Here is a 26,106-nt window from a genome sequence, read left to right on the forward strand (position 1 = left end):
ATCCCGATCCGGAAGAGCGCCGCACCTCAGACAATCGAGATCACCGGGACAAGCCCGGTGATGACGCGGAGAGGATCAGGACGGGCCCATCCCGATCCGGTGAGGCGCAGCGCCCTACAGGAGCGGGATCACCGGCACAGGGCCGGTGATGACGGAGGGGGTGTCAGCACCCGCCATTCCGATCCGGACAGGCACCGCGCCTCGCAGCATCATGATCGGGACGTGGAATGCCGGCCTATCGAGCCCGGCTCTCTTTCGCCGGCAGCGCGTAGGCGCGCAGGAAGTCCGCGAGATCGTTGGTGATGTAGTCGATGTCCGGCGTCTGGACGGCCTCCTGCTCGAAACTTTCCCGGAACGGATCGAACGTCTTGGGAACGATGAGCGTCGTCGTCATGCCGAGCTCGTGGGGCACGGTCAGGTTCTTGGCGATGTCCTCGAACATGGCGGATCGGGAGGGTTCGACCCCATGCTTCTCGAGGAAGATCTCGTAGGCGCGCCGGTCCGGCTTGGGCACGAAATTCGAGGCCGCGATGTCGAACACGTCCTCGAAATGGTCGAGGATGCCGATCTTCCTCGCCACGTTCTCCGCATGCTTGCGCGAGCCGTTGGTCAGGATGAGCTTGCGGCCCGGCAGCCTCTCGATGGCTTCGCCCAGGCTGTGGTTCAGCTCGATATCCGTGTGGTCGATGTCGTGGGCGAAGTCGAGAAAGTCGTGCGGATCGATGTCGTACTCGTCGATGAGCGCCCGCAGGGTCGTGCCGTACTTGTGATAGAAGTACTTCTGCAGAGCCTGGGCGGACAGCCCGTCGAGCCCGAAGAGCTCGGTGATGTAGAGCGTGATGCGCTGGTCGATCTGCGGCCAGACCCGGGAGGTGTGCGGGTAGAGCGTGTTGTCCAGGTCGAAGACCCAGGTCTCCACATGCGAGAAAAGCCGGGAGCCGGCGGATGACAGATGGTTTTCGGCAGACGGTTTCGCGTTCATGGATCCCAAAGACGACAATGGGGCCGTGCGGCCCCACTGACGGAAATATAGGGGTTTTCGGTCGATCCGTGAAGGGCGACGCTTTAGCCCCTCCGGATCAGGGTGCCGGCACCATGATCGGTGAACAGCTCCAGGAGCACCGCGTGGGGCACCTTGCCGTCGAGGATGACGACCGCCTCGACGCCCTTTTCCAGGGCATAGATGCAGGTCTCGATCTTCGGGATCATGCCGTCCGTGATCGTGCCGTCGGCGATCAGGCGGCGGCAATCCTCGATCGTCATCTCCGGGATCAGGTTCTTGTTCTTGTCCAGGACGCCCGGGACATCCGTCAGGAGCAGGAGGCGCTTGGCCGTCAGGGCGCCGGCGATGGCCCCGGCGAAGGTGTCGGCATTGACGTTGTAGGTCTGGCCGTCGTGGCCGGTCGCCACCGGGGCCAGGACGGGAATCAGCTCGGCCTGGAGCACCTGGTCCAGCACCGCCCGGTTCACGTGTTCCGGCTCGCCGACGAAGCCGAGATCCACCACCTTCTCGATGTTGGAATCAGGGTCGACGGCCGTCCGGGTCACCTTGCGGGCCGTGACCATGTTGCCGTCCTTGCCCGACAGCCCGACCGCCTTGCCGCCCTCGGCCCCGATCCAGCCGACGATCTGCTTGTTGATGGAGCCGGCAAGAACCATCTCGACCACCTCGACCGTGGCCGCATCCGTAACGCGAAGCCCGCCCTTGAACTCGGACTTGATGCCGAGCTTTTCGAGCATTCGGCCGATCTGCGGCCCGCCGCCATGGACCACGATGGGCTTGATGCCCGACTGCTCGAGCAGAACCACGTCCTCGGCGAAGTCCTCGGCGGCTGCCCGGTCGCCCATGGCGTGGCCGCCATACTTGATCACGACGACCTGCTGGTCGTAGCGCTGCATGTGCGGCAGGGCCTGCACGAGCACTTCGGCCTGCACATGAACGTCGGGGAGGGGCGTAGACGGATCGGACATGAACGGCTCCGGCGCGGGATCAGGATCAAACGGCCTGCCTTCTAGCCGAAGGATGGGCCGGTGCAAACAGCGACTTCAGGCTCGCAGGCGCAGAAGCGCCGAGATCCCCACCAGCACCCACCCCAGCATGAGGAGAATTCCTCCCGTCGGGGCGGCCCTGGGAAAGAGCGCCGCGCCCGAGAAGGCCCGGCGGGCAAGGTCGCCGCAGAAGAGGACAAGGCCGAGAATCAGCACGTAGCCGGCGATCTGGGCCAACAGGGGGTTCACGACCCCGGCTGCGATCAGTGCCACGAGGGCGAGCAGGGCGGGGGCGTGGAACAGCAGGAACTGGGCCGCCGTGGCGAGATTGCCACCCGTGATGTGCGCGGCGGCCGCCGACAGGCCCACGCCGAGGAGGCCCGACAGGGAGGCCAGGACGAGGAGAAGGCGGGCAGCGAGGCTCATCCCGCGCCCCGTTCGCTCAGGAGCTGGGCGACTTTGGCGCGCAGTTCCGGAATGCCGAAGCCGGTGCGGCTCGAGGTCGCCAGGATCTCCGGATAGGCGGCGGCGCGCTTCTCGATCTTCTGCAGGGTCTCGGCCATGCGCTTGTCGAGCTCGCCCTTCTTCAGCTCGTCGGCCTTGGTCAGGACGATCTGGTAGGAGACCGCGGCGGTGCCGAGGGTCTGCAGCACCGTCTCGTCCACCGGCTTAATGCCGTGGCGGGCGTCGATCAGCACATAGACGCGGGCAAGGCTCGCCCGGCCGCGCAGGTAGTCGTGGATCAGCTGCGTCCAGGCCGCGACCTTCTCCTTGTCGACGGCGGCATAGCCGTAGCCGGGCATGTCGACGAGATGGAAGCGGTCGTTGATGTTGAAGAAGTTGAGCTGCTGGGTGCGGCCCGGCGTATGCGACGTGCGGGCGAGCGTGTTGCGCCCGGTCAGGGCGTTGACAAGACTCGACTTGCCGACGTTCGAGCGCCCCGCGAAGGCGATCTCCACCTTGCTCATGGGCGGCAGGTTCTTCAGGGAATTGGCCGCCCAGATGAAGTCCGCCTCGCCGGCAAAGAGCTTGCGGCCGATCTTGAGGAAGGGGTCGACGTCCGGGTTCGGGGGGCTTGTCTCGGTCATGGGGTCCTTATCGGCGCTCGGACGGCATTCTTCAAGGCATCCGGTTGAATTCCTGTCGGGGCGTTGGATCGCAACGCCCCATACGAAAATCCCCGGGACGATGCCCGGGGATGATCCTGGTCGATCCGTGGCCGGTCAGCCCTTGGCCGGGCTGGCCTTGCGGCTGAAGGTCTTGCGCAGGTTGTCGAAGAGCTCAATCTTCACGCCGTTGCGCTTCATGATGAAGCCCTGCTGGGTCACCGAGAGCAGGTTGTTCCAGGCCCAGTAGATCACGAGGCCGGCCGGGAACGAGCCGAGCATGAAGGTGAAGATCACAGGCATCCAGGCGAAGACCTGCTTCTGAACCGGGTCCGGCGGCTCCGGATTCATCTTCATCTGCAGCCACATGGTGATGCCCATGATGATCGGCCAAACGCCGAGCATCAGGAAGTGGCCGACCACCGGCACCGCACCCGGGTTGTAGGGCAGGAGGCCGAACAGGTTGAAGATCGTGGTCGGATCCGGTGCTGCGAGGTCGCGGATCCAACCGAAGAACGGTGCATGGCGCATTTCGATGGTGACGAAGAGCACCTTGTAGAGCGCGAAGAACACCGGGATCTGGATCAGCACCGGCCAGCAGCCGGCGACCGGGTTGATCTTCTCCTTACGGTAGAGCTCCATCAGCGCCTGCTGCTGCTTCATCTTGTCGTCGGCATAGCGCTCGCGGATCGAGGCCATCTCCGGCTGCACCGCCTTCATCTTCGCCATCGAGGCGTAGGACTTGTTGGCGAGCGGGAAGAACAGGATCTTCAGGAGCACCGTGACGAGCAGGATCGCGATGCCGAAATTGCCGAACAGGTGGAAGAAGAAGTCGAGCACCTTAAAGAGCGGCTTGGTGATGAAGTAGAACCAGCCCCAATCGATCAGGAGATCGAAGTTCTTGATGCTGTACCGCTCGTGATAGGCATCGACGGTCGCGACCTCCTTGGCGCCCGCGAACAGGCGCTGGGTCACTTCCGTAGTCGCGCCGGGCTGGAGCGTCTGGGACGCGCCGGCGATCGTGGCCTGGTAGGTGCGGTCCGCCGTCTGGCCCTGCTGAGAGGTGAAGGAGCCCTGGAAAGGCTGCGTCTGGTCGGGAATGACGGCGGCGGCCCAATACTTGTCGGTGATGCCGAGGAAGCCGCCGGTGACCGAGTTCCAGATCTGGCCGACCGTATTGCCGCCCGAGATCGGCTCCTTCTTGTCCAGGTTCGCGTAGGTGAGCTCCTGCAGGCCCTCGTCGCCGAGAACGCCGATCATGCCCTCGTGCAGCACGTAATAGCCGAGGGTGACCGGACGGCCGTGGCGGGACACGAGGCTGTAGGATTGCAGGGTCACGGGTGCGGTGCCGCGGTTCTCGACCGCATCCTTCACCGTGAACATGAACTTGTCGTCGACCGAGATCGTCCGCCGGAAGACCAAGCCCTGCTCATTTTGCCAGGTCAGGGTGACCGGGCTGCCCGGCGTCAGCGAGGTCTTGTCGGCCGTCCACACCGTATTCTGGTTCGGCAGGCTGCCAGCCTGTGCGCCGATCCAGCCGAATTCCGCGTAATAGGGATTCTGGACGCCGGTGGGCGACAGGAGCACGATGATCGGGCTCTTGGGGTCGACCGTCTCGCGGTAGTTCTTCAACGCCACATCGTCGATGCGTCCGCCGCGCAGGTTGATCGAGCCGGCGATGGAGGGGGTGTCGATGGCGACGCGCGGCGAGGCGGCGAGGGCGGCCTCGCGGGTCAGGACGGAAGGAGCCGACGGGGTGCTTGGTACCGTTCCCGGCACGGTGGGCGAGGCTCCTCCGGCCTGGCTCGGGCTCGCGGGCGGATTGGGCGCATTGGGATTGACCTGCGTGGACTGCGCCTGCTGGGCGGCCTGCCGCTGCCGCTCCGCCTGTGGAGCCGCAAAGAAGTACTGCCAGCCCAGCAAGATCGCCAGCGACAGGGCGATGGCGACGATGAGGTTTCTATTGTCTTCACGCATTGGAATGTCCGCGACGCTCGCCGTTGGGGGGAGGTGAGGAAGATTTGGGACGCTCTGCGGGAGCCGCGCTTCTCGGCTTGGTGACCGTCCGCAGGGCGCGCCGAAGATCGTCGATGAGCACGTCGAAATCGGCGGAGAGGATGTCGCGGCGTCCGATGACGACGACGTCCGCATCGATATTCGCGTAATCCCGGCCCGCCGTGGGAATGGCGGCCCGGAGCCGGCGCTTGATCCGGTTGCGCTCGGTGGCGTGACCAACCCGCTTCGTGACCGTGAGACCGAACCGCAGGCCGAGGCCGGAGCCTTCGCGCAATCGAGCCTGGACCGACATCCGCTCGGTATGAAAGCGGCGGCCAGAGGCCGCCGCGACGAAGTCAGGTCTTTTCGTCAGACGCCCGAGGCTTAGCTCTGCGCGAGGCTCGCGCATCGGGCGATCCTAGGCTGCTTACGCCGACAGGCGCTTGCGGCCATGGGCGCGGCGAGCGGCAATGACCTTGCGGCCACCCTTGGTCGCCATGCGCGCACGGAAGCCGTGGCGGCGCTTGCGAACCAGCTTGCTCGGTTGATACGTCCTCTTCACGGCACATCTCCGGTCGAATGGGGCAGCGGTGCTCGATGGCTCGCGCCCGTCTGGTAATGATGGGGTTGCCCCCGAAACTGTCTCGAAAAAACGATCAGCGCCCCAGAAGAGCGCTGTCAGCTTGCGGGCTTATGACGGAATGGAGGGGCAAAGTCAACGCCGCTCTGGTCTTTATGCGGCAATCGGCCCGGTGGTATGGCCGCCCCGGCAGACCGGTAGGCCCGATCCGGCGAAGCCCTACATAAGGCATGGAATTCAGGAGGGGCCGTGCCCGACACGCAGCCAAAACTTGATAGCCCAAGAGAGCCGAGCCGTCTCCGGCGCATTTTGCCTCTCGTGTTGCTCACCCTGGCCATCGGCAGCATCTTCGCCACAGGTCTGCATCGCTCTCTGAGCTTCGAAGCATTCATCCGCTACCAATCCTGGCTTCAGGGACTCGTGGCAGCCCATCGATGGGTGATGCTGGGGCTTTTCGGCCTGATCTACGTCGTGGCCGTGACCCTGTCGCTGCCGGTCTCGGCCTTTCTGACCACCATCGGCGGTTATCTCTTCGGATGGCCGACCGGCGGAGCGGCCGCCTCCGTCGCGGCTACCCTAGGGGCGAGCAGCCTCTTCCTGATCGCCCGCACCTCCCTGGGGCGTCCGCTCCTGCAGCGGGCCGGTCCCCGGATCCAAAGCCTCGCGGCGGGCTTTCGCAGGCAGGCCTTCCTCTATCTGCTGTCCTTGCGCCTGATCCCGGTCGTGCCGTTCTGGCTGACCAATCTCGCGGCCGCCTTCTTCGGCATGCGGGTGAGGTCGTTCGTGCTGGCCACCCAGTTGGGCATGCTGCCGGTCTCCTTCGCCTTTGCCGTTGCCGGGTCGGGCCTCGACGAGGCAATGTCCAGGCATGAGAAGATCCGAGCCGATTGCCTTGCCGCGGGCAGAAGTGAATGCAGCATCGATTTCAGCCCCGGAAGTCTGTTGACGCCCGAATTGATGACCGCTCTAGCTATCTTGGGAATATTGGCGCTGGTTCCGGTTGCGCTGCGACATTGGCGCGGGCGCGTTCCCGGCAAGGGATGACGGCCGAGGGGTGGGAGAGGGGACGGACTTGATTCAGCCCTGACTCCATTTATCCCAACCGATGTTGGACCCGGCGGTGGAGTTTCTCGAGCCGTCAGCCCAAAATCCGTGACCATGGCGACAGGATCCCTGGTGCGCCGCCTGGAATGAAACCGGAATGAGCCGCGAGCAGACCACTTTGGCAGGACGCTTTTTGAGCCAGTTCGGGCTCTCCGCACGCCTGCTCCTGCTGACGGTCCTCTTCGTGATGATCGCCGAGGTGCTCATATATGTGCCCTCGGTGGCCAATTTCCGGCTGACCTGGCTCAACGACCGCCTGGCGGCGGCCCAGATCGCCGCCATGGTGCTCGATGCCGCGCCCGAGGAGAGCCTGTCCGAAGAGTTGGAACTGCGCCTCCTTCACGGGGTCGGGGCCAAGGCCATCGCCCTGAAGGGGGGAGGGCGCAGGAGCCTGCTGGCCACCGGTGACGTGCCGCCGGAGGTGAGCAAGACGGTGGATCTGCGCGACGCCAAGTGGATGACGCTGGTCCAGGACGCGTTCGATGCCCTGTTCAACCCTGCCGACAAGCCGATTCGGGTCATCGGGGCCGGCATGGGAGTGGAATTCGTCGAGATGATCCTCGATCAGGCGCCCCTTCGCCGTGCCATGATCGAATTCTCGCGCAACATTCTGTTCCTGTCCCTCTTCATCTCCATCATCACGGCGAGCCTCGTCTATCTGACCCTGCAATGGGTCATCGTACGGCCCGTCCGGCGGCTGACCGGGAATATCGCGGATTTCTCCAGCAACCCGGAGGATGCCTCGCGGGTCATCCGGCCGACCGACCGGGTCGACGAGATCGGCCTCGCCGAGCAGGCCTTGGCCCGGATGGAGACGACCCTGGCGGACGAACTGCGCCAGAAGCGGCGTCTGGCGCAACTGGGGCTGGCCGTGAGCAAGATCAACCATGAGCTGCGCAACATGCTCACGACGGCTCAGCTCCTGACGGATCGTCTCGACCGGGTGAGCGACGAGAGCGTGCAGCGCATCGCCCCCCGGCTCGTCAGCACCCTCGACCGTGCCATCGCCTTCTGCGAGACCACTCTGGCCTATGGCCGGGCGACGGAGCCGCTGCCGCAGCGGCGGATGATTCCCCTGGCGCCCCTGATCGACGAGCTGTCGAACCTGACGGACCTGGCTCCCGAGGTGGGGATCGTCTTCGAAGCGCGGGTTCCCGGAGATCTCATGGTGGACGCGGATCCGGATCAGCTCTCCCGGGTCCTGGTGAACGTGGTCCGCAACGCGGTCCAGGCCCTGAGCCAGACCGGCTCGCCGGAGGGACAGCCCCGGGTCGACGTAAGCGCCTCACGGGAGGGCGGCACGGTGTGCATCCTGATCAAGGACAACGGTCCCGGCATCCCCGAGAGGGCAAAGGCCAACCTGTTCACGCCCTTCCAGGGCTCCACCCAAAAGGGAGGAACGGGCCTGGGCCTGCCGATCGCGGCGGAACTCGTTCAGCTTCACGGCGGGACGATCACCCTCGACGAGGGCCATGGCAAAACCTGCTTCAAGATCATGATCCCGGACCGCCTATCGTTCGCGGGGACAAACTGAGGCTTTCCGCACGTCTTCTGCACGAAGAGGCTTGCCAACCGGATCAGATCCCTCTATGTCACCGGCCTCGGCCAACGTTGCTTCCCGCAACGACCTGCCGATCAAGCGCCCGTAGCTCAGCTGGATAGAGCACCAGACTACGAATCTGGGGGTCAGAGGTTCGAATCCTTTCGGGCGCGCCATTTTCCTTCCGACATCGATGCATCCAAGTCGAAGGTTCGAGGCTGCGGCCTCGCACGCCGCAGCCTCACATCGCCGAATGGATGTCCCTGGATCCTATACTTCGGCCGCTGGAGTGACCCCGAGGTCATTGAGCTTGGCACGGATCTCGGTGACCGGTCGCTTCAGCTTCAGGCTGATCACCGATACCGGGATGCCCTCTCGGGCAAGGGACAGAAGAGCTTGAACGGATTCGTAGTTCCAGTTTTCTCCGACAGGGCTCATGGCAGGCATCTCCATGCGAATGAAGCGCAAGCGTCTGCCGCAAGTGAGGCGAGATCATGAAAAAGAATGCTTGGGAAATCTGTCCGCCGCAACCTTAGCCGAAGCTGTGCGTTCCTTGTGGAGGCAACGCAGACTAAGGACCGCATCATGAGCATTATCTGGACCATCATCATCGGCTTCGTGGCTGGTGTGATCGCAAAGTGGATCATGCCTGGCCGCAACGAGCCGTCGGGCTTCATTTTGACGACCATCCTCGGCATCGTGGGTGCAGTCGTGGCGACCTATCTTGGCCAGGCTCTGGGCTGGTACCGGGCCGACGAGGGGGCAGGGTTCATCGGGGCGATCGTCGGAGCGATTATCGTCCTCTTCATCTACGGCCTGATCGCCGGACGTCGTTCCACGTCGTCGTACTGATTTCTTCCGATCTCAACGCCAAGGGCCACAGCAGCGCTGCTGTGGCCCTTCTCGCATCAGCTGTCGTGAGCGATGCGGCCGCTTCCGCCCGTGCCTGTGAGGGCCGCTTTGACGGGGCAGTTGCCCACATAGCCGCGCCAGGCGAGGTAAGAGCCGCCTGCGAGCGCGAGGATATTCAAGAGGGGATTGGGGCGTGGTTTTGCGGCCGCCGCCGCGAGGCCGAGGCCGGCCAGCATATAGGCCCCGCGCTCGACCGTGCTGAGGTTGGGCTCTCCATCCATCATGTTCGTCACATCGGTTCTCCTTGTTCAGACCTTGGCCGAACGCGACGCGAAGCCGTGTTGTTCCTCTCGAAACATGAAGCTGAAAACCGCAGGAACCCCAAAGCTTGACCTTCGTTGAGTCCACGCTCAACCGAGGAGTTGTTACAATGGCAGCCAAGGAAAAGACCCTGAACGACCTGTTCCTTCATACGCTGAAGGACATCTACTATGCCGAAAAGCAGATTCTGAAGGCTCTACCGAGAATGGCCAAGAATGCCGAGTCGGAGGAGTTGCGCCAGGCTTTCGAGACCCACCGCGACGAGACCGAAGGCCAGATCGAGCGCCTGGAGAAGGTCTTCGAGATGATCGGCAAGCCAGCCCGCGGCGTGCAATGCGAGGCCATCAACGGGATCATCGAGGAAGGCAAGGAAGTCATGGAAGACTTCGCGGACAGCGAGGCCCTCGATGCCGGCATCCTGGCGGCCGCGCAGGCCGTCGAGCATTACGAGATCACCCGCTACGGCTCCCTGAAGACCTGGGCGCAGGAACTGGGCATGGGCGATGCCGCAAAGCTTCTTGATCAGAACCTTCAGGAAGAGAAGAAGACCGACAAGCTGTTGACCGACCTCGCGGAAGCCCGCGTGAATATGAAAGCGGCCTGAGGAAATCGCATCGAGTGCACAGCCCCGTGCTTGTGGAGAGCACGGGGCCTCTTCGCATTCGGCTCAGAAGACAGGCTTCAATGCCGATGAGCAGGGTCCGGCGTAATTTTCGTGTCCAAGGTCAGGCGCATGGATCCCGATGGCGTGATCTCGAGCGAGGCTCTCATCGTGTCGGGATATTCCACCAGATGCATGAAGGCGAGGAGCCTCAACCGGACGATGGGAGGAAATTGGCCAAGGAAATGCGCCAAGTTCTGAGACGCGCGGTCGATGATCTCCTCCTGTATGCAGGAGGAGAGGGGAGGGTTCTCGTCAGGCAGCGACATGCGGCACCCGCTCATCGTAGGAGGCGACACCAGACATTCGCGAGAGGAAGGAGCCGTGGAGGCCGGCCAATCGGCTGACATGCTCCAGGCTCGCCTCGGAGATCTGGATGGCCGCTGCAATGCAGGGCTGGCCCTCAATCGTCGTCGGCAGACCGAGCGGGCGGGCCCGGAATCCGGCCTGATGCCAGCGGGGCAGCCACCACATCTCGACGATGGCCGTGACTTCCGTAACGTCCTCCTCAAGACAAAATTGCTGGAAGGCTGCCAGGAGGCGGCAATCCGTGCGACCGGTCCGCCGTTCCTTGACGATGAAGTAGCGCGTACATTCAAGGACCGACGGCCCCCTCAGGACGCTCCGGTTTCTAAGGAGATGGGGAAAGGTCTCGCTGATCATGTGCGGCAGGAGTGTGGGGTAGAGTCTCAGGCCGCCGATAACCCGTCCCTTGTCCAGGGCGACCAGATAGGTCGCATGATCGTTGTCGTAGGAATCCATCTCCCGCCCGTCGGGACGTCTCAGGGTCTGCCAACCTCTCTCCTCGACGAAAACTTGATGCCGAAGCTGGAAATACTCGTCGAGAATCTCGGAATAGCCTGCCTTGTTGTCGCGCGTAATTACCTGAATAGTGGTCATGCCCCATGCCCTCCGAAGGATCGGGGAGCAGTCTCCACAGCCCGCGGCACTTGAGTATTGTAGGAAACTACAGGTGCTTTTACGTCAAAGGTCGATCAGGCGGTGCTGAAGCGCCCGAGCGACCGCGTGAGTCTTGTTGGCAGCGCTCAGCTTCTGGCAGGCGCTGCAGATATGGGCCGTGATGGTCCTCTCCGTCACGCCCAGGATTTCGCCCGTGTCGGCGGCTGACTTGCCCAAGGCCGCCCAGCGCAGGGTCTCTCTCTCCCGGGCGGTCAGCGGGTTGGGTTGGGGAGCGGGTGCCAAGACCAGTCGCGCCCGTTCGAATGCGTATATGGCCATCAGATGGAGCGCCGGCTTGGTCTGCGGTGTCAGGTCGAGCTGTGGGCCGCTCATGGAAAGGCAAGCTTCGAAGCCGTTAAGCCCATGGATTGGCAGGCAATAGCCCTGCTTCATGCCGAATTCCGCGGCCCCGTGCATCACCTCCAGCCCCTTCGGGTTTGTGTCCGGATCGTAAGGGGCGTCCGCCCACTCGAAGGGTTGGACGGTTCGCCGGCAAAGGCGGATGACGGGATCGTGGCGGTCGTACCCGTTCCGAGTGTAGCGGCGAAACCAATCCATCGGCCACTTTTTCAGCAGAACCAGTGTTTCGATCCGTTGCTCCGGATGCGGTAGCCCGGTCATGATGAAGTTCTCGAAGCCGAAGCGGGCGAAGGATCGCTCCATCGCATTGATGATTTCATCAGGAGTAGCCAAGTGATCCAATTTTTCAATAAAATCAAAGGCTTCTATCGAATGATCAGGGCTTCGGCCGCTCACGGAGACCTCGTGGTTATCTCAACCTACAGGTTAATATAATAACTATACTACCAAAAGTTTTGGAAGTGGCATACAATCGCCCAGGTATCGCATGGCGCGCCGTGGGTAGAGCCGGTTCCCCATCCCGAAAGGTGTGCCTGGCGCAACGGCAGGAGCGATTGTTGCAGAAGAAGTCCCCCGGATCAGGTCGATAGGCGCATCGGCAGTTGCGTCAGAGACCGGCGCGTCATGCTCGGACTAAGCCAGGAGAAGCTCGCGGATGCCCCTCGGCTCACGTTCCAGCAGGTGCAGAAATGCAAGAAGGGGGTTAATCGGATCGACGCAAGCCGTCTGCTCCACATCGCCGGCATTCTCGACGTCGACATCGAGTTCTTCTTCGCGGGCGTTCCCGGGTTGCAGGCAGCGGGTTTACGAACGACAGCCTCATGGCCGAGTTTCTGAGGACCTCTGACAGCGACCGGCTCGTACGCGGCTTCTTGAAACTGAAAGACAACGAAGCCCGCCTGAAAGTCGCGGATCTTCGTTTGGCTTGCATCGGCGAGCCAGGTCTCTCGCCTGGAACCTGGCAAACCACGAATTTCCCTCTAAAGCATTGAGCTTCGGGGACGTTCGGAACCTGCCGCGCTTCTAATGGTTACTCACTCACGATTGAGAGAGGTTGACCATGGGCGTGGGACAGCAAAACACCAACAGGCAGCAGGACAACGGCAACGAGGATTGGGATGCGCTGAAGGGTGATGTCGGCGATATCGCAGGCGTTGCAGTGGAGCGCAGCCGTTACTTCATCGATTCCGCCAGGGAGCAGGCGACGGATTATGTCGACCGCCGCAAGGATGATGTCGCGCAATCCGTTGCAGACTTTGCCACTTCGTTGCGGGAATCCACCCATTCGTTCGATGAGCGGCCCAACATCCGTGCCGTGGTCGATACGGCAGCCGAAGGACTGGAGCAGCTTGCGGAATCCATCCGAGAGCGCACCTTCGCGGACTTCTTCAACGAGTTCGAGGATGTGGTCCGGCGTCGTCCGGCGACCGTCGCGGCTGTATCCGTGGCCGTCGGCTTCCTCGCGGCGCGCTTCATCAAGAGCACGGCCGAGGATCTTCGCTACGATGGTATGAATGCCGGCCGGGGACAGGGTGGGCAGGCTCGTGCGCGCCAGGCCCAGCACGCGCGTTCCAGAGCCGGCGCCTGATGGAGGCTGCCATGCAGAGCAACGGCAACCAAACCATTCAGGGCCTCGTCGGTGAGGCGCTCCGGGAATCGACCGATCTTGCCCAGAAGGAATTCACCCTCTTCAAGACCGAGGTTTCCCAGAATATCCGCACTCTGTTCTTAGGCCTCGCCATGGTGGTGGTCGCGGCAGTCTTCGCCATCGCGGCCCTCATGCTGCTGACCGAGTCGCTGGTCGAGTGGCTCGCCACTGTGGTCAATTCGGAGGCGCTTGCCGCGCTGATCGTTGGCGGCGTGCTGGCATTGATCGCCATCGGTCTCGGGCTCTGGGGACGCAGCGCCATGACCTCGTCTACGCTCATGCCGCAGCGGACGATGCGCTCGCTCAAGCGTGATGCGGAAGTCCTGTCCGAAAGAGGTGCATGATGACGACACAGAGTCTGCAGGAGATGGAGCGGGATATCGAGCGCAGCCGCGCTCAGCTCGACCAGACCATCGATCGTCTACAGGACAAGATGTCCGTCTCCGGTGTCGTCGACGACATGCTCGGTACGGCCCGGAACGGCCAGTACGGACCCCTCTACGAACAGGTTCTTGACACCGTCAGACGCAATCCGGTGCCGGTCATGCTGATCGCCATGGGTATCGGGCTTCTCGCCTACAGGCTCGGACGGTCCGCGGCGCCGCGGCGAACCCGCTTGATCGCGGCGGACGAGGATCTGATCACCGAGGAGCATCTCCTGATGGAGATGGAGGATCCTCGCCTCTATGGAGCTGAGGTCGCGCCCTTGCATTCGTCCGATCCGATGTTCGAGCGTCCCGGCGTCAATTCCCGCTTTTGATGAATAGAACAGGAGTTTCCTATGGCTAATACCAAGAATGAAGCCGGCAAGCCGACGGACAAGCCGAGCGGAGCCCCGTCCGGGACGACGGGCAATGTCTCTGCCGGAACGTCGGTGGGCAATATCGGCGAGGCGCCGATGCCTCATGCTCATGAGCAGAAATCCACTCAAGCATCGGGTTCCGCGGGCGGAAGTCAGGGCGCAGGCCAGCAGAGGAACCAGTCGTCTCAGCAGAATGCGCAGGGGCAGAGCGACTCCATGGCCGGCAAGGCCCAGCAGGCGGCCGATCAGGTGCGCCAGAAGGCGGAAGATGCCTATGAGGGAGCTTCCGACTGGGCCCGCGACACCTACGATCGGGCGTCCGGATGGGCATCCAGTACCTATGAGGGCCAGCGCCGCCGCGTGAACCAGATGGGTGGCCGCTCGGCCCGCGCTTTCGGCAACGCCCGCGGTGGCGTTCAGAACTATGTGTCGGAAAATCCGATGGTCGTCGGCCTCGTCGGGCTTGCCGCGGGTCTTCTCCTGGGCGCTCTGCTGCCGCGCACCCGCCGTGAGAACGAGATGTTCGGCGAGTGGGCGGACGAGGTGCGCAATCAGGGCCTTCGCTACGCCCGTGATGCTGCCAATCGCGGCCGTGAATATGTCGAAGAGACGTTCAACGGCGACGACGCGCGCTTCAGCCGGCATGAAAGCGAGTTCAACGGACAGCGGGACGCCAACCAACACTGACGCTTGAGCCGCATGACACGATCGGAAGCGCCGGCGAAAGCCGGCGTTTCTATTGGCTCATTGTCCGTTCTCAACGGGTCGAGTCATGCGTCGAAGAGACAGGAAATACGACAACGGCCACGGCGAAACGATGCGCGTACATCCGGCGTCATCGTCTCGGCATCGTGACCGTTTCTGGCAGGCGATGATGCCACCAGGGTGATCGCGAGATGGGAAGGACGATCCATGATTTCAAGGGTTTCACGATGAATGGCTCCTGGCCGATGAATCGAGCCTGACCCCTTTCTTAACCTTGTTTCTTCGAAAGACCCTTGTTGGAGAGACATGAGGGAACGAGGAGCCTCCCAACTTGTTGGCTCTGCACAAGGATAAACTTTCCTATCCCCGATGAGTGTGGTGCGAGAAACGATCCGCTTGCGGATCGGAGGGTGGAGTTGGGGCATGCGTATTCTGATCCTGGAAGACGATCCGTGGATTGCGACGGATCTGCAATCCATTCTCGAATCCGAAGGGCATGAAATCGTCGACTCGCTCGGTTCCCTCGACGAAGCATACCGACATCTCGATGACGAGTTCGATTGTGCCTTGCTCGACATCGACGTTATCGGCGGGAAGAGTTTCGGCGTGGCCGAAGCACTTATCGAGCGACGCATTCCGTTCGTTTTCGTATCTGCTTCGAGACCCTGCGATCTGCCCCAAGCACTTCGACAGGTGACCTTCGTCGCAAAGCCGTTCGAAGAGCGAGCGCTTCTCCAATCCGTCGAGCACCTCACCGTCAATCGTCTGCCCTGCTGATGACGCCGCAGGCGGGAACCTGGCACGACCCGATGACGTCATCCCTGGTCATGAAAGATTCCCGTTTCGGCTTCTGCTGCAAGTACATTCCCGAGGATGGCGACGCCCAGTCCGGGCGGGCGATGAACACGAGCACGGTGACCATGGCCTATCTCGGCCGGCTCGATCCGAGGGCGGCCTTCGATAAACTCAGTGCGGTCGTGTCTCACAACCTGGAGGCGTTCCGGCTGCAGATCGCCCATGTGGCGACCCGGCCGACAATCGAGCGTCTGCACCGCCTGTCGAGCGATCTTCTTCCGGGCTACACTCATCCAGGCTGCCGGGAATTCTACCGCGACCCGGATCTGCGCCGCTTGATCGAAACGAAACTCGCGGCCACGGGGCGGTTCGCCCGCGACAGCGACGTGCGGCTCAGCATGCATCCTGGCCAGTTCTGCGTCATCGCTTCTGCCAATCCTGCGGCGGCGGCGAACGGTCTGGCGGAGTTCGAGTACCATGCCGAGATCATGGCGCTCATGGGCTACGGAGACGGCTGGCATCCGCACGGCGCCCACATCAACATCCATGGCGGTGCGAAGGCGCTGGGAGCCGAGGGCATCCGGAGCGGGCTTGCCCATCTGTCGAACACGGCCCGCAATCTCATCACGATCGAGAACGATGAGGTCAGTTTCGGCCTCGACGACCTCCTGCCGCTCACGGATGACGTGCCGCTCGTCCTCGACCTGCATCATCACTGGATCATGAGCCAGGGCGAGTACATCGAGCCAGGCGACCCCCGGATCGCACGCATCATCGCGTCCTGGCGCGGCGCGCGTCCCGTGAGCCATGTCAGCGTGTCCCGGGAAGACCTGCTGCCCGATCAGGACATCGGGTCACTGCCGGATTTTCAGGCCCTCATCGCGGCAGGGATCAAGCCGAGGGATCTGCGCGCCCACTCGGATCTCATGTGGAACGAGGCCATCAATGATCTGGTGATGCGCCATTTGGAGTGGTCCGACTTTGAAATCGAAGCGAAACTGAAGAACATCGCCTCAGAAGGCTTGGCTCAACACATAGCGGAGCATCACGCATTGGGCGATGTTACGGCATAACACCCTACATGCATTCATGGGCTTGGAACCAAACCGTTTTGGCGGCGTTGTCGGACATTGTGCAACGAGTCAAGAAGTCAATGTCCGCCGAGCCTTCCACCGTTCTCCTCGTTGAAGACGAGCCTCTCATCCGCCTCTTCATATCAGATCTTCTCGAAGATGCCGGTTTCAAGGTGGTCGAAGCTGCCAACGCAACTGAGGCCTTGGTGCTTCTCGAGGCGAGCCTTCCCGTCAACGTCCTCCTGACGGACGTGGATATGCCCATGGGTTGCAACGGGTTCGAACTGGCTCACAGGGTCCATCATTCGTGGCCGGAGACCGAGATCCTCATCATGTCGGGACGGCAATGGCCCTCCCAGGGCGACCTGCCGCCCGGAGCGGCGTTTCTGGCCAAGCCGTGCCCCAATGAAGCCATCGTGTCCCATGTGATTTCCGCGGCGGAGCGGACAAGGCGCTTCAGCCATGTTGCCAAAAGTCCACGGCCCCCAGCCGAACAGGCGGCCAAGATCCTCCCGTTTCCGAAAACCGCCTAAATTCCTGAACTCTGGCTTGCTGATGACGTTGAGCGGACATAAGCTCTGCCGGAATTGACCTTCTGTCAGGGGGCCGGGCTCCGGTATGCCTTTCCGCGACGTCCGACCGAAGGCCGGTCAATGAGCTCTTCGGGCCTGAGTGAGGGCCGTCGACGAGCTTTCCCATACCATTCCCGGAGGAATACATGCCGACCAAGACTACAGACGGAAAAGCCGGTGCGAAGAAGGCTGCAGACAAGCCTGCCGCTAAGAAGGCTGCCGGCTCCAAGCCCAATGCTCTTCAGAAGCCTCTGCAGCCGTCCAAGGAACTGGCCGCCATTGTAGGCTCGGATCCGCTCCCGCGGGGCGAGGTCGTGAGCAAGATCTGGGATTACATCAAGAAGAACAACCTTCAGAACCCAGAGAACAAGCGCGAGATTCTCGCCGACGACAAGCTGAAGCCGATCTTCGGCAAGCCGAAGGTGACGATGTTCGAGATGAACAAGCACCTCGCCCAGCACCTGAAGTAGGCGCTTTTAGGAATCCTGCCGCCACTGCGTGAGCGGCAGGATATCCGGCCGCTGACCGGGCGCTTTCTCCCAGGGATCCACGGCCCAGGCCGCGCCGGTCCGCTTTTCCGCGATGACGGCCGTGAAATGCGGATAGCGTCCGTCGAGGAAGAAGCCCCGCGACTCCGGGTATTCGACGATATGATGGGAGAGAAGGCCCTGTTCCTGCAGAACCAGGAGCAGGCTCGTCGTGTTCGTGGTTTCGTCGAGGCAGTCCATCTGACCGTAAACGCCCGACATCTGAGGAGGAGACCCCGGCACATCGGGCTTTCCGCCCAGGGATGTCGCAAGATAGGCGGTATAGGCCCGCACCACCTCGCCCAAGGCCCGCCGCTCCGCGTCGGGCGAGGCTTGGCCGGCTTTCAGAGCGGCCCTGGCCCTGTCGATCCATGTCCCGTCGACCGAGATCTGCTGCCGACGCACGCACCCATAGCCGTGGCAGGCAATGATCCGGCCTCCTGACGGCCCGACATAGCCCTGCTGGTTGAACCAGCTTTGAGCCGGAAGCGCGCCTGCCGTAGCCGATGAAATGGTGAACAGGAACGGAAGGGTTTTCAAAATGAGAAGTGGCATCGATCTCATGATGGGGGTACCTATCGCCAGCATCGCTGTGGGTGCCCCAGGTCATATAGATCGGACCGCTCGTCTGCCCATAGGTTAAGCTTGGTTGAGTCGGGTTACGACTTTGGAGGTCCCATGTCCCGCATCGTGTTCCTGAACGGATCCTTCCTGCCCATCGAAGAGGCCAAGGTGCCTTTCATGGATCGTGGCTTCATGTTCGGGGATGGGGTCTACGAGGGCATCGGCATGCTCGACGGGCGCTTGATCGACAACGAGGCGCATCTGGAGCGGCTGGAGCGCTCGCTCGCCGAGATCCGCATCACCAACCCCTACACCAGGGCGGAGTGGACCTCTTTCCAGGAAGAGCTCGCGCATCGCAACGGTATGACGGAAGGCTTCATCTACTTCCAGGTCACTCGCGGTGTCGCCGAGCGTGACTTCTTCTTCCCGGAGGATACCAAGCCGACGGTTGCAATGTTCACCCAGGCCAAGGCCATCGCCGCCGCACCCGCTGCGCAGACGGGGATCGCCGTCATCACCGTGCCAGACCTGCGCTGGCAGCGGCGCGACATCAAGTCGATCAACCTGCTCGCTCAGGTTCTCGCCAAGCAGGCGGCCCGGGAGGCCGGTGCGCAGGAGGCCTGGCTGGTGGAGGACGGTTTCGTGACGGAGGGCGGCTCGTCGAGTGCCTTCATCGTGACGAAAGGCGGCAGCATCGTCGTGCGTCCCTTGTCCAACGCCATCCTGCCGGGCATCACGCGCAAATCGCTGCTGCAACTCTCGAAGGAAGCCAGGATCGTGCTCGAGGAGCGCCGTTTCACGGTCGAGGAGGCCTATGACGCCGCGGAGGCCTTTCTCACAAGCGCATCGAACTTCGTTCTTCCCGTTGTGTCCATCGACGGGCGCGCCGTTGCCGACGGCAAGCCGGGCCCGATCACGAAACGATTGCGGGAGCTCTACCTGGCCATGGCCGGCGCACCGGCCCTGGCAGCCGAGTAGCTGGGCCGGAACCCGCTCCTGGGTCGCCCGTTGCCTTCTCAAAGGAGCGACCCCATGAAGCGTGTGCTGGTCTTATCCACCATCCTGGCAACCGGCCTCGGCACGGCTGCCTTGGCGCAAAACCCCGAGGTTCTGAGGCAGCAGGCTCCGAACATGCCTGCTCCCAGCCAGATGCCGGCCGAAAAGGTCGAGCCGGACAGCAATCTCTCCGGCACGAACGGACCCTCGGAGACTGGTTCGACCAACACCTTGAGCGACAAGCTGGAGCGTTCCGACGGGGTGATCCGTCCGCCGGAGAACGCCTCACCGGACATCACCGTACCGGCGCCGGTTCCCGATCCGGGCACCACCCCGGTCATCCGCCCACCAGGAAGTCCCGGGGGCAATCAGCAGGTGGATCCAAAGTAGGTGCACGGCCCTCGACAAGTCCGTTGCCGGCGGGTGCTACTTTCCCGCCGAGCGACGACGCTTGCCGTCGCGTGACCTGGTGTTTTCGCGGGCTCTCCCGTTCTCTGGCTGACCGCCGCTTTTCATGATCTGAGCGGCCACCTCGGAGATCTCGCGGCGCAGCTCGTCGTTCTCGCCTTGCGAGCTTTCCAGTCCCGCAGAGCGGGCTTGGACCTCGTCCCGCTCGCTTTCGATCTCCCGGATTTTCTGCTCCAGGATCAGGCCGCGCTCCTGCTCGGCGGCCAGACTCTTGGCCAGCTCGGCCAAGCGCAGACGCTCGTCCGAGAGCTCGCTGTGGCGTTCGCCCAGCGCTCTCTCGAAGTCGTTGCCGCGGGCGGTCTGTGTCATCAGGCGGGTTTCGAGGTCCGAAATGGTGATGCGCTTGGTATCGAGTTCGCTCAGCGAGGCCGTGAGCCGCCGTTGCGTATCCGTGAACTCAGTCTCGAGACGGGAGAGTTTCTCGTCCGCGTGGATGAGTTCGTTCCTGAGCTTGGCGCGGTCTTGCTGCGCCAGATCCAGTTCCATGCGGGTGTTGGACAACTCATCCAGGGTGGCGCGGTGGGCATTTTCGAGAGCGGCCAGCGTCTCGCGCGTGCTCGAGAGATAGGTTTGCGTCTGGGTCTGATCGGCCTCGGCGGCTGCCAGGCGGGTCTGGGTCTCGGCCAGCCTGGTCTCCAGTTCCGACACCGTCCTGTCCCGTTCGGTGAGAGTGGCTTCGAGCGCCTCGATGCGGATAGCCCGCCGGCCCAGCTCTTCCATGCTCTCGTGCTTGAAGGCGAGGGCCTCCTCGGCCTTGCGCTCGATCCGCCGCTGCAGCACGGCGAATTCCGCCCGGAGGTGGTCCTTCTCCGCCGTCAGTTCCGAGATCGACATGGGAAACAGAGCTTCGGCCCTGCGCCGGGCCAAGCGCTCCGCACGCGCATTGACGGCCGGGATGATGAGAAGCGCGATGAGGGATGCTGCGACGAATCCCAGCGCAAAGATCATGATGCTTTCGATCACGCGGACGCCAACTCCAAGGTGCTTGACCGGTAACGCTCAAGCACCTTGCCTTGTGCCTGCGCAGCTTTCCAGAGCCATCTGGCCCCAGACGGCCCGTTGTAGCGCATTCGCGGGCCGTTTCCACTGGCGGGCGAGCAGATGCTGACCCGCGCCGTGTCCTAGAACGGATTCCAGGTCGGCTCCGAAGTGAATTTCAGATACCCGACATTGACGCCGAGGCGTGCGCCGACGCCGGCCCGGATCGGCACCACGATCATCTCGTCCGCGGCCACGGCCGTCACACCGAAGCCGCCAATGAAGTAAGCCGAGCCGTCGATGCCCACGAAGCGCTTATAGAGGGCCTCGGTGAAGGGCATGTTGTAGACGAGCATCATGGTGCGGGCTCCGTCGCCGCCCACATCGAAGCCCAGCGACGGTCCCTGCCAGAAAATGCGGCGGTCTCCCGCATTGCGGGTGAAAAGCTTGCCCTCGCCGTAGCGCAGGCCGCCGAAGAAGGCGCCGGAGGCTTCCTGGCCCAGGATGTAGCCGTTGGGCTCGCCCCAACGCCGAATCGCTTCCTGCAGAGCAAGGGCGATGCCGCGGGAGGCCGAACCGAAGAACTGGTGCCCCGATTCGACCAGTTCGTTGGAATTGAACGAGTTGGGATTGCCGGGATTGCTCGCGTAGGCGCGGTGAACGGATTGCGCCGAGACCTGGAGGGGCAGGGCGCCGACCAGCGCGGCAAAGGCCGCTGCCGCAAGGAACGTGGATCGGGAGCGCATGGGCTATCTCCTCGCATGAGACAGGGGTGCGTCCGGCCGTTCGGGCCGGAGGGCTGCTATCGAGGCCCGAAGTTTAAGATCATCAACCCTAACAATCTCTGTACGGAGAGCCTGATGGACGTGCGGGATTCATCATTCCGACCGCCAATGTCCCGCGAGGCTCCCAAATCGGCTGCAAGCCTCAGGCGACCGAGGCCGAAACCGGCAGATCGAGGCGTGTCGCCAGAGCCGCGTCTCCGATGGCCGCGAAGGGACCGTTGCGATAGCCCCTTCCTTCGTGGCCGTAGGTCAGCGGAGCGCCGCCCGGTCCGACAACGCTGCCGCCCGCACAGGTGAGGATGTGATCCCCGGCTGCCGTATCCCATTCCATGGTGGGGCCGCAGCGCACATAGACATCGGCCTCGCCGGACGCGATGAGGCAGAATTTCAGGGCCGACGAGGTCATGCGTCGTGTGCCAATCGACAGGACGGACAGGCAGGTTTCCGTCGCCATGTCGCCATGACGGCGGCTCACCAGGGCCACGAGGTCCTTTTCCGGGGCCGGACGAACCCTCGCCTCGCGCCAGTCGAACCCCGTCTCCAGCCCGTTGGGGAGGGGACTCTTCCGGGCCGTATCCCCGGCAATCCACACCGATCCCATGGCCGGAGCCGCCACCACGGCCGCCATGGGCCTGTTGCCATGGATCAGCGCGATATTGACGCTGTATTCACCCGTGCCGTGAATGAAATCCCCCGTGCCGTCGAGGGGATCGACCAGGAAAAAGTAGTCGTCCGTCTGCGTGGAGCTGGAGGTTTCCTCCGCCACGACCGGGACGCCGCGCCACGCCTCGTCGAGACGTTGGATGATCAGGTGTTCGGCTGCGAGATCCGCCGCCGTCGTCGGAGTTCCGTCATCCTTGATGCGCTTGTCGACGATCGCGCTTTCCATGCCGCGCAGGATGCGGCCTGCCTCCCAGGCGATATGGGCGAGCTTGAGGGCGATCTCGTCGGGATTTTGACCATCGAAGCGCATCATGGCTTTGTGCCTGCTCCCTTAAGAACTGTCGATCTCTTTTTGCCCGCTTTTCAAAGAACTCATAGCCGGGTATCCCGGTTCACGTTCTCTTTCCTGTTTGGCTGTATGCATTCTGGTCGAAATTTCGATTTCATGAACACATAGCTGACATTACGGTGCTTCCGGAGCCCTCATGGCCACGATCTCGCTCGATTCGCTCGACCTCGCCGCTCTCCTCTGCTCGCGCGTCTGCCACGACGTGATTTCCCCGGTGGGCGCGATCGTCAACGGGCTGGAGGTTCTGGAGGATGACAACGACGCCTCCATGCGCGACTTCGCTCTCGATCTCATTCAGAAGAGCGCCCGCCAGGCCTCCGCCCGGCTGCAGTTCGCGCGCCTCGCCTTCGGGGCGGCCGGATCGGCGGGCGCTTCGATCGACCTCGGCGACGCCGAACAGGTAGCCCGCGGACTTTTCCTCGACGACAAGATCTCCTTCTCCTGGTCTTCACCTCGGCTTCTCTTCCCGAAGAACCGGGTGAAGCTGCTCCTCAATCTCGTCATGATCGCCACTGCGGCCATTCCGCGGGGCGGCTCGATTGCCGTGACCGTCACGGGAGATGCGGAGAACTGCGCCTTCACGATCGTCTCGAAGGGCCTGAACGCCCGCATTCCCGCGCATTCCGAGGCGCTGCTGGCCGGCAATTCTGAAACCGGCACCGTCGATGCTCACGGCATCCAGATCTACTATGCCGGCATGGTGGCGCGCGCCTCGAGCATGAGCGTCGCGTTCAGCATCGAGGGTGACGAGGTGACGATCAAGGCCGCCATGGCCTGAGGCCGCCGGTCAAGCCTTATAGGCGACGAGAACCGCGCCCGACGCGATCAACGCGATGCCGATCCAGTTCGGCATCGCTAGCTTCTCGCCCAGAAAGAGCACGCCGAACAGGGCGACGAGCACGACGCTGAGCTTGTCGAGCGGGGCGACGCGTGCCGCATCGCCGAGCTTCAGGGCCCGGAAGTAGCAGAGCCAGGACGCACCCGTGGCCAATCCGGACAGGACAAGGAAAAGGTAGGTTCTTCCAGAGATGGAGGTAGGCGCCTGCCATTGGCCGCTGGCGATGAGAATTCCCCCGAGGACGAACAGGATCACGACCGTCCGGATGAAGGTGGCGAAGTCCGAGTTGATCTGCTCGATGCCGACTTTGGCGAAGATGGCCGTCAGAGCCGCGAAGGCGGCGGAAAGCAGCGCCCAGAACTGCCATGAGACGAGAACGGATTTCATGAGGGCCTCCATGCGCCGTCAACAAAAAAGCCCGGGTCTGAACCGGGCCTTTTTGGGTTTGTAGTCGATCGCGAGGCTTAGATCGCGATGCGCTCTTCCGCCTCGTTCGGCTCGCGCAGCACGTAGCCGCGGCCCCAGACGGTCTCGATATAGTTGCGGCCCTGCGAGGCATTGGCGAGCTTCTTGCGCAGCTTGCAGATGAAGACGTCGATGATCTTCAACTCGGGCTCGTCCATGCCGCCGTAAAGGTGGTTAAGGAACATCTCCTTGGTGAGGGTCGTGCCCTTACGCAGGGAGAGGAGTTCCAGCATCTGGTATTCCTTGCCGGTCAGGTGAACGCGGGCGCCGCTGACCTCGACCGTCTTGGTATCGAGGTTCACGATCAAGTCCCCAGTGGTGATCACCGACTGAGCGTGACCCTTCGAGCGGCGGACGATCGCATGAATGCGGGCCACCATCTCGTCCTTGTGGAACGGTTTGGTGAGATAATCGTCGGCGCCGAAGCCGAGGCCCTTCACCTTGTCCTCGATGCCCGCCATGCCGGACAGGATCAGGATCGGGGTCTTCACCTTCGCGACGCGGAGCGTCCGCAGAACCTCGTAGCCCGACATGTCGGGCAGGTTCAGGTCGAGAAGGATGATGTCGTAATCGTAGAGTTTGCCGAGGTCGATGCCCTCTTCGCCGAGATCCGTCGTATAAATGTTGAAGTTCTCGGACTTCAGCATCAGTTCGATGCTTTGCGCTGTCGCGCTGTCGTCTTCGATCAGAAGTACGCGCATGTTCAATCCCCAGCCCTTGCCCTTGAGCTTGAGAGCAGCGGAGGGCTGCCCATCCGACGCCGGGCCTGCGACGGATGCTCTTTTGAACTGATTCGAAACGCTAATTCAGAATGGTTAACAAACACTGATTCTGGGATGCAAGCGCTTAACGACCTTGGCCGGCAGATCATCCGCCGAAGACGATTGTCCTGTGGATTCTGGGTAACCATAGGGAACCGCCTCACATCATCCCAAATTCTTGTAACCTAAGCGTTTCAGGTGAATCCGGAGGCGGATCCGGTCTGGCCGCGCCCGTGACCGACCCAGTGTTAACGAAACCGGTAAACGAAAGGTTTACAAACCCGGAGGATGTCGCTCCCGGGCCCAGGCGCGCCTCAGGGGAGCCCCGGGATAGGAAATTTTTTGTCGCAGCCGGTAAGGAAAGCTCAACCTCCATGGGCGATGGTCAGGCCTGTCTGGCGGATAACTGAGCGATCCGTGAGATGCAGTGAAACAGCGACGTGTGGAGTTGAATCAAGATGAAGTCGCGGGATACGCTCATCCGCCTCAAGCGCTTTCAGGTCGACGAGAAGCGTCGGCGGGTGGCGCAGATCGAGATGATGATCGCCGAGTTCGACCGCATGGCGGCTGACCTCGACCGGGAGATCGCGGCGGAAGAGCAGAAGGCCGGCATCGCCGACCCGAACCACTTTGCCTATCCAACCTATGCGCGCGCCGCGGCCCAGCGCCGCGACAACCTCCGCCACTCGGCTCAGAACCTTCACATCCAGCTCGACGACGCGAAAGCCGAGCTCGGCGAGGCCTTCGAGGAGCTGAAGAAGGCCGAGAGCCTGGAGGATCGCGAGCGGACCCTCGATGCCGCCATCAGCCAGACCGGACAGGGCCGGGCCGTCCGCGCCACCGCCTGACCGTCCGAACAATCCACGTGATCGAAGGGCGCGCTCGACCGACCGCGTCCTTTTTCATGTCTGAGCCGTCAGGATCGGCACCTGGGGGGCGGCATCCCGTGGGAGGAACCCGAGGAGGCGAGGATCGTCGGCCACCTCGATGGCGCGCCGGTAAGGCGTGAAGCCCGACCGCATGTAGAAGGCGAGGGCCCCCGGGGCATCGAGCGTGCAGGTATGGACGAAGAAGCGCTCGGTCGGCCGGGCGAAGGCGCGGGCGATAGCCTCGTTCATCAGGAAGCGGCCGGCGCCCTGGCCGATGAACCCGGGAACGAGGCCAAGAAACGCCAGCTCGACCTCCCGGTCGACCCGGAAATCGAGTTCAAGCAGCCCTACATCGGCCGTGCCGTCGTGAAGGGCATAGGCCTCCACGTCGGGATCGTCGAGGATGGAAGCCAGCCTGTCGTCGGCCATGACCACGCGGCTGAACCAGAGCCAGGGTTCGCCGATCGCCTTGAACAGCGCCCGGTAGCGCGGGCGATCCCGATCGATCCGCCGAAGGCTCCAGCCGGCGGGCTTGGAAAAGGGCGAAGGACTGGGGCGCTCGCGCATTTCGAGATACGTGACGATCGCGGCGATCTTGCCGGGCGGCAGGTCCGTATAGCCGTCGAGGTTGAGGGCCGCTGCAGGTTCCGTCGTCATGGGTCAGGCCTTGTGGACGCGATGGGGGGAAAAGGGACGACGCTCGATAGGGGCATCGCGGCCCCGCGTCACTCCCTTTCGGTGGCAGGCCCGACATGCATCCCAGCTTCCATGGAACCGCCC

General features: G+C 62.9%; 37 protein-coding genes and 1 tRNA gene. 19 read left to right on the forward strand and 19 right to left on the reverse strand.

Annotated elements, in window-relative coordinates; translation table 11 throughout:
- Positions 1-235 precede the first annotated feature (235 nt).
- From KBI52_RS12960 to rpmH, 7 genes are all read right to left on the reverse strand, one after another.
- Positions 236-982: a pyrimidine 5'-nucleotidase gene (locus KBI52_RS12960; RefSeq protein WP_173946320.1), complete on the reverse strand. Its 747-nt coding sequence runs from the start codon at positions 980-982 to the stop codon at positions 236-238.
- An 83-nt stretch (positions 983-1,065) separates the two neighbouring features.
- Complete coding sequence (argB, locus tag KBI52_RS12965) at positions 1,066-1,971, reverse strand: acetylglutamate kinase (RefSeq protein ID WP_210807925.1); 906 nt, start codon at positions 1,969-1,971, stop codon at positions 1,066-1,068.
- Positions 1,972-2,046: 75 nt separating this feature from the next.
- Positions 2,047-2,415, reverse strand: a complete 369-nt coding sequence (locus tag KBI52_RS12970) for a DUF423 domain-containing protein (protein ID WP_210807927.1) — start codon at positions 2,413-2,415, stop codon at positions 2,047-2,049.
- Entirely contained in the window at positions 2,412-3,077 is a 666-nt protein-coding gene (gene yihA, locus KBI52_RS12975) for a ribosome biogenesis GTP-binding protein YihA/YsxC (protein ID WP_210807929.1), read from the reverse strand. Before yihA ends, KBI52_RS12970 begins: the two co-directional genes overlap by 4 nt.
- Positions 3,078-3,212: 135 nt before the next feature.
- Positions 3,213-5,072 (reverse strand): membrane protein insertase YidC, encoded by a 1,860-nt coding sequence (yidC, locus tag KBI52_RS12980; protein WP_210807931.1) that lies wholly within the window; start codon positions 5,070-5,072, stop codon positions 3,213-3,215.
- Complete coding sequence (rnpA, locus tag KBI52_RS12985; RefSeq protein WP_210807933.1) at positions 5,065-5,499, reverse strand: ribonuclease P protein component; 435 nt, start codon at positions 5,497-5,499, stop codon at positions 5,065-5,067. The genes yidC and rnpA overlap by 8 nt, the downstream gene beginning before the upstream one ends.
- A gap of 18 nt (positions 5,500-5,517) precedes the next feature.
- On the reverse strand, positions 5,518-5,652 hold the full coding sequence (gene rpmH / locus KBI52_RS12990) for a 50S ribosomal protein L34 (protein WP_027314822.1): 135 nt from the start codon (positions 5,650-5,652) through the stop codon (positions 5,518-5,520).
- Between the two features lie 267 nt (positions 5,653-5,919).
- On the opposite strand from rpmH, the gene KBI52_RS12995 reads away from it, so the two are divergent.
- The 3 genes from KBI52_RS12995 (at position 5,920) to KBI52_RS13005 (ending at position 8,490) form a co-directional block, all read left to right on the forward strand.
- Positions 5,920-6,714: a TVP38/TMEM64 family protein gene (locus KBI52_RS12995; protein WP_210807935.1), complete on the forward strand. Its 795-nt coding sequence runs from the start codon at positions 5,920-5,922 to the stop codon at positions 6,712-6,714.
- A 157-nt stretch (positions 6,715-6,871) separates the two neighbouring features.
- The gene (locus tag KBI52_RS13000) at positions 6,872-8,308 is read left to right on the forward strand and encodes a HAMP domain-containing sensor histidine kinase (protein ID WP_210807937.1); all 1,437 of its coding nucleotides are present in this window, start codon (positions 6,872-6,874) and stop codon (positions 8,306-8,308) included.
- Positions 8,309-8,413: 105 nt separating this feature from the next.
- Positions 8,414-8,490, forward strand: a tRNA-Arg gene (locus tag KBI52_RS13005).
- A 94-nt stretch (positions 8,491-8,584) separates the two neighbouring features.
- On the opposite strand, the gene KBI52_RS13010 is transcribed toward KBI52_RS13005, so the two are convergent.
- Positions 8,585-8,752, reverse strand: coding sequence for a hypothetical protein (locus KBI52_RS13010; RefSeq protein ID WP_173946328.1), 168 nt, complete (start codon positions 8,750-8,752; stop codon positions 8,585-8,587).
- A 147-nt stretch (positions 8,753-8,899) separates the two neighbouring features.
- Between KBI52_RS13010 and KBI52_RS13015 the strand changes: the two genes are divergently transcribed.
- A complete protein-coding gene (locus tag KBI52_RS13015) occupies positions 8,900-9,166 on the forward strand; it encodes a GlsB/YeaQ/YmgE family stress response membrane protein (RefSeq protein ID WP_173946329.1) in 267 nt (88 codons plus the stop codon).
- A 56-nt stretch (positions 9,167-9,222) separates the two neighbouring features.
- Here the strand turns inward: KBI52_RS13015 and KBI52_RS13020 are convergent, their stop codons facing one another.
- Positions 9,223-9,450: a YgaP-like transmembrane domain gene (locus tag KBI52_RS13020; protein ID WP_173946366.1), complete on the reverse strand. Its 228-nt coding sequence runs from the start codon at positions 9,448-9,450 to the stop codon at positions 9,223-9,225.
- Between the two features lie 146 nt (positions 9,451-9,596).
- Here KBI52_RS13020 and KBI52_RS13025 point away from each other — a divergent pair, with 146 nt between their 5' ends.
- On the forward strand, positions 9,597-10,091 hold the full coding sequence (locus KBI52_RS13025; protein ID WP_173946330.1) for a ferritin-like domain-containing protein: 495 nt from the start codon (positions 9,597-9,599) through the stop codon (positions 10,089-10,091).
- Positions 10,092-10,168: 77 nt separating this feature from the next.
- Here the strand turns inward: KBI52_RS13025 and KBI52_RS13030 are convergent, their stop codons facing one another.
- The 3 genes from KBI52_RS13030 to KBI52_RS13040 form a co-directional block, all read right to left on the reverse strand.
- Complete coding sequence (locus KBI52_RS13030; RefSeq protein WP_210807939.1) at positions 10,169-10,417, reverse strand: hypothetical protein; 249 nt, start codon at positions 10,415-10,417, stop codon at positions 10,169-10,171.
- Positions 10,404-11,048, reverse strand: a complete 645-nt coding sequence (locus KBI52_RS13035; protein ID WP_210807941.1) for an acyl-homoserine-lactone synthase — start codon at positions 11,046-11,048, stop codon at positions 10,404-10,406. The genes KBI52_RS13030 and KBI52_RS13035 overlap by 14 nt, the downstream gene beginning before the upstream one ends.
- A gap of 84 nt (positions 11,049-11,132) precedes the next feature.
- Complete coding sequence (locus tag KBI52_RS13040) at positions 11,133-11,864, reverse strand: LuxR family transcriptional regulator (RefSeq protein WP_173946333.1); 732 nt, start codon at positions 11,862-11,864, stop codon at positions 11,133-11,135.
- Positions 11,865-12,092: 228 nt separating this feature from the next.
- On the opposite strand from KBI52_RS13040, the gene KBI52_RS13045 reads away from it, so the two are divergent.
- From KBI52_RS13045 to KBI52_RS13090, 10 genes are all read left to right on the forward strand, one after another.
- Positions 12,093-12,305 carry a helix-turn-helix domain-containing protein gene (locus KBI52_RS13045; protein ID WP_210807943.1) on the forward strand — a complete coding sequence of 71 codons (213 nt, stop codon included), beginning with the start codon at positions 12,093-12,095 and terminating at the stop codon, positions 12,303-12,305.
- Positions 12,290-12,460 (forward strand): hypothetical protein, encoded by a 171-nt coding sequence (locus KBI52_RS13050; protein ID WP_210807945.1) that lies wholly within the window; start codon positions 12,290-12,292, stop codon positions 12,458-12,460. The genes KBI52_RS13045 and KBI52_RS13050 overlap by 16 nt, the downstream gene beginning before the upstream one ends.
- Positions 12,461-12,528: 68 nt before the next feature.
- The gene (locus KBI52_RS13055) at positions 12,529-13,056 is read left to right on the forward strand and encodes a hypothetical protein (RefSeq protein WP_173946334.1); all 528 of its coding nucleotides are present in this window, start codon (positions 12,529-12,531) and stop codon (positions 13,054-13,056) included.
- Between the two features lie 11 nt (positions 13,057-13,067).
- On the forward strand, positions 13,068-13,460 hold the full coding sequence (locus KBI52_RS13060; RefSeq protein WP_210807947.1) for a phage holin family protein: 393 nt from the start codon (positions 13,068-13,070) through the stop codon (positions 13,458-13,460).
- The gene (locus KBI52_RS13065) at positions 13,460-13,876 is read left to right on the forward strand and encodes a DUF3618 domain-containing protein (protein ID WP_173946336.1); all 417 of its coding nucleotides are present in this window, start codon (positions 13,460-13,462) and stop codon (positions 13,874-13,876) included. Before KBI52_RS13060 ends, KBI52_RS13065 begins: the two co-directional genes overlap by 1 nt.
- 21 nt (positions 13,877-13,897) lie before the next feature.
- Entirely contained in the window at positions 13,898-14,605 is a 708-nt protein-coding gene (locus KBI52_RS13070; RefSeq protein WP_173946337.1) for a hypothetical protein, read from the forward strand.
- 441 nt (positions 14,606-15,046) lie between these two features.
- Positions 15,047-15,400, forward strand: coding sequence for a response regulator (locus tag KBI52_RS13075; protein ID WP_210807949.1), 354 nt, complete (start codon positions 15,047-15,049; stop codon positions 15,398-15,400).
- A gap of 50 nt (positions 15,401-15,450) precedes the next feature.
- Positions 15,451-16,491 (forward strand): UV damage endonuclease UvsE, encoded by a 1,041-nt coding sequence (locus tag KBI52_RS13080; protein WP_247654365.1) that lies wholly within the window; start codon positions 15,451-15,453, stop codon positions 16,489-16,491.
- A gap of 80 nt (positions 16,492-16,571) precedes the next feature.
- Positions 16,572-17,024 carry a response regulator gene (locus KBI52_RS13085; protein WP_210807954.1) on the forward strand — a complete coding sequence of 151 codons (453 nt, stop codon included), beginning with the start codon at positions 16,572-16,574 and terminating at the stop codon, positions 17,022-17,024.
- Between the two features lie 185 nt (positions 17,025-17,209).
- Positions 17,210-17,533 carry an SWIB/MDM2 domain-containing protein gene (locus KBI52_RS13090; protein WP_152713681.1) on the forward strand — a complete coding sequence of 108 codons (324 nt, stop codon included), beginning with the start codon at positions 17,210-17,212 and terminating at the stop codon, positions 17,531-17,533.
- 6 nt (positions 17,534-17,539) lie between these two features.
- Here the strand turns inward: KBI52_RS13090 and KBI52_RS13095 are convergent, their stop codons facing one another.
- Positions 17,540-18,145 (reverse strand): hypothetical protein, encoded by a 606-nt coding sequence (locus KBI52_RS13095; protein WP_173946341.1) that lies wholly within the window; start codon positions 18,143-18,145, stop codon positions 17,540-17,542.
- Between the two features lie 123 nt (positions 18,146-18,268).
- On the opposite strand from KBI52_RS13095, the gene KBI52_RS13100 reads away from it, so the two are divergent.
- Together KBI52_RS13100 and KBI52_RS13105 are read left to right on the forward strand one after the other, a co-directional pair.
- Positions 18,269-19,132 (forward strand): D-amino-acid transaminase, encoded by an 864-nt coding sequence (locus KBI52_RS13100; RefSeq protein WP_210807956.1) that lies wholly within the window; start codon positions 18,269-18,271, stop codon positions 19,130-19,132.
- A gap of 54 nt (positions 19,133-19,186) precedes the next feature.
- A complete protein-coding gene (locus KBI52_RS13105; RefSeq protein WP_210807958.1) occupies positions 19,187-19,540 on the forward strand; it encodes a hypothetical protein in 354 nt (117 codons plus the stop codon).
- A 36-nt stretch (positions 19,541-19,576) separates the two neighbouring features.
- Here KBI52_RS13105 and KBI52_RS13110 read toward each other — a convergent pair whose 3' ends face one another.
- The 3 genes from KBI52_RS13110 to KBI52_RS13120 form a co-directional block, all read right to left on the reverse strand.
- Positions 19,577-20,581 (reverse strand): hypothetical protein, encoded by a 1,005-nt coding sequence (locus KBI52_RS13110; RefSeq protein WP_210807960.1) that lies wholly within the window; start codon positions 20,579-20,581, stop codon positions 19,577-19,579.
- A gap of 158 nt (positions 20,582-20,739) precedes the next feature.
- Positions 20,740-21,342: a DUF1134 domain-containing protein gene (locus KBI52_RS13115; RefSeq protein WP_210807962.1), complete on the reverse strand. Its 603-nt coding sequence runs from the start codon at positions 21,340-21,342 to the stop codon at positions 20,740-20,742.
- A 181-nt stretch (positions 21,343-21,523) separates the two neighbouring features.
- Positions 21,524-22,357 carry a 3'(2'),5'-bisphosphate nucleotidase CysQ gene (locus KBI52_RS13120; protein ID WP_173946346.1) on the reverse strand — a complete coding sequence of 278 codons (834 nt, stop codon included), beginning with the start codon at positions 22,355-22,357 and terminating at the stop codon, positions 21,524-21,526.
- Positions 22,358-22,529: 172 nt separating this feature from the next.
- Here KBI52_RS13120 and chpT point away from each other — a divergent pair, with 172 nt between their 5' ends.
- Positions 22,530-23,171: a histidine phosphotransferase ChpT gene (chpT, locus tag KBI52_RS13125; RefSeq protein ID WP_173946347.1), complete on the forward strand. Its 642-nt coding sequence runs from the start codon at positions 22,530-22,532 to the stop codon at positions 23,169-23,171.
- Positions 23,172-23,180: 9 nt separating this feature from the next.
- On the opposite strand, the gene KBI52_RS13130 is transcribed toward chpT, so the two are convergent.
- Positions 23,181-23,618 (reverse strand): EamA family transporter, encoded by a 438-nt coding sequence (locus KBI52_RS13130; RefSeq protein WP_210807964.1) that lies wholly within the window; start codon positions 23,616-23,618, stop codon positions 23,181-23,183.
- Between the two features lie 77 nt (positions 23,619-23,695).
- Positions 23,696-24,397, reverse strand: coding sequence for a response regulator transcription factor CtrA (ctrA, locus tag KBI52_RS13135; RefSeq protein ID WP_009763776.1), 702 nt, complete (start codon positions 24,395-24,397; stop codon positions 23,696-23,698).
- A gap of 518 nt (positions 24,398-24,915) precedes the next feature.
- Here ctrA and KBI52_RS13140 point away from each other — a divergent pair.
- Positions 24,916-25,305, forward strand: coding sequence for a flagellar export protein FliJ (locus KBI52_RS13140; protein ID WP_173946349.1), 390 nt, complete (start codon positions 24,916-24,918; stop codon positions 25,303-25,305).
- A 54-nt stretch (positions 25,306-25,359) separates the two neighbouring features.
- Here the strand turns inward: KBI52_RS13140 and KBI52_RS13145 are convergent, their stop codons facing one another.
- The gene (locus tag KBI52_RS13145; RefSeq protein ID WP_173946350.1) at positions 25,360-25,983 is read right to left on the reverse strand and encodes a GNAT family N-acetyltransferase; all 624 of its coding nucleotides are present in this window, start codon (positions 25,981-25,983) and stop codon (positions 25,360-25,362) included.
- Positions 25,984-26,106 lie beyond the last annotated feature (123 nt).

Source organism: Microvirga sp. HBU67558, assembly GCF_018069605.1.
In the GTDB taxonomy this organism is placed as follows: Bacteria; Pseudomonadota; Alphaproteobacteria; order Rhizobiales; family Beijerinckiaceae; genus Microvirga; species Microvirga terrae.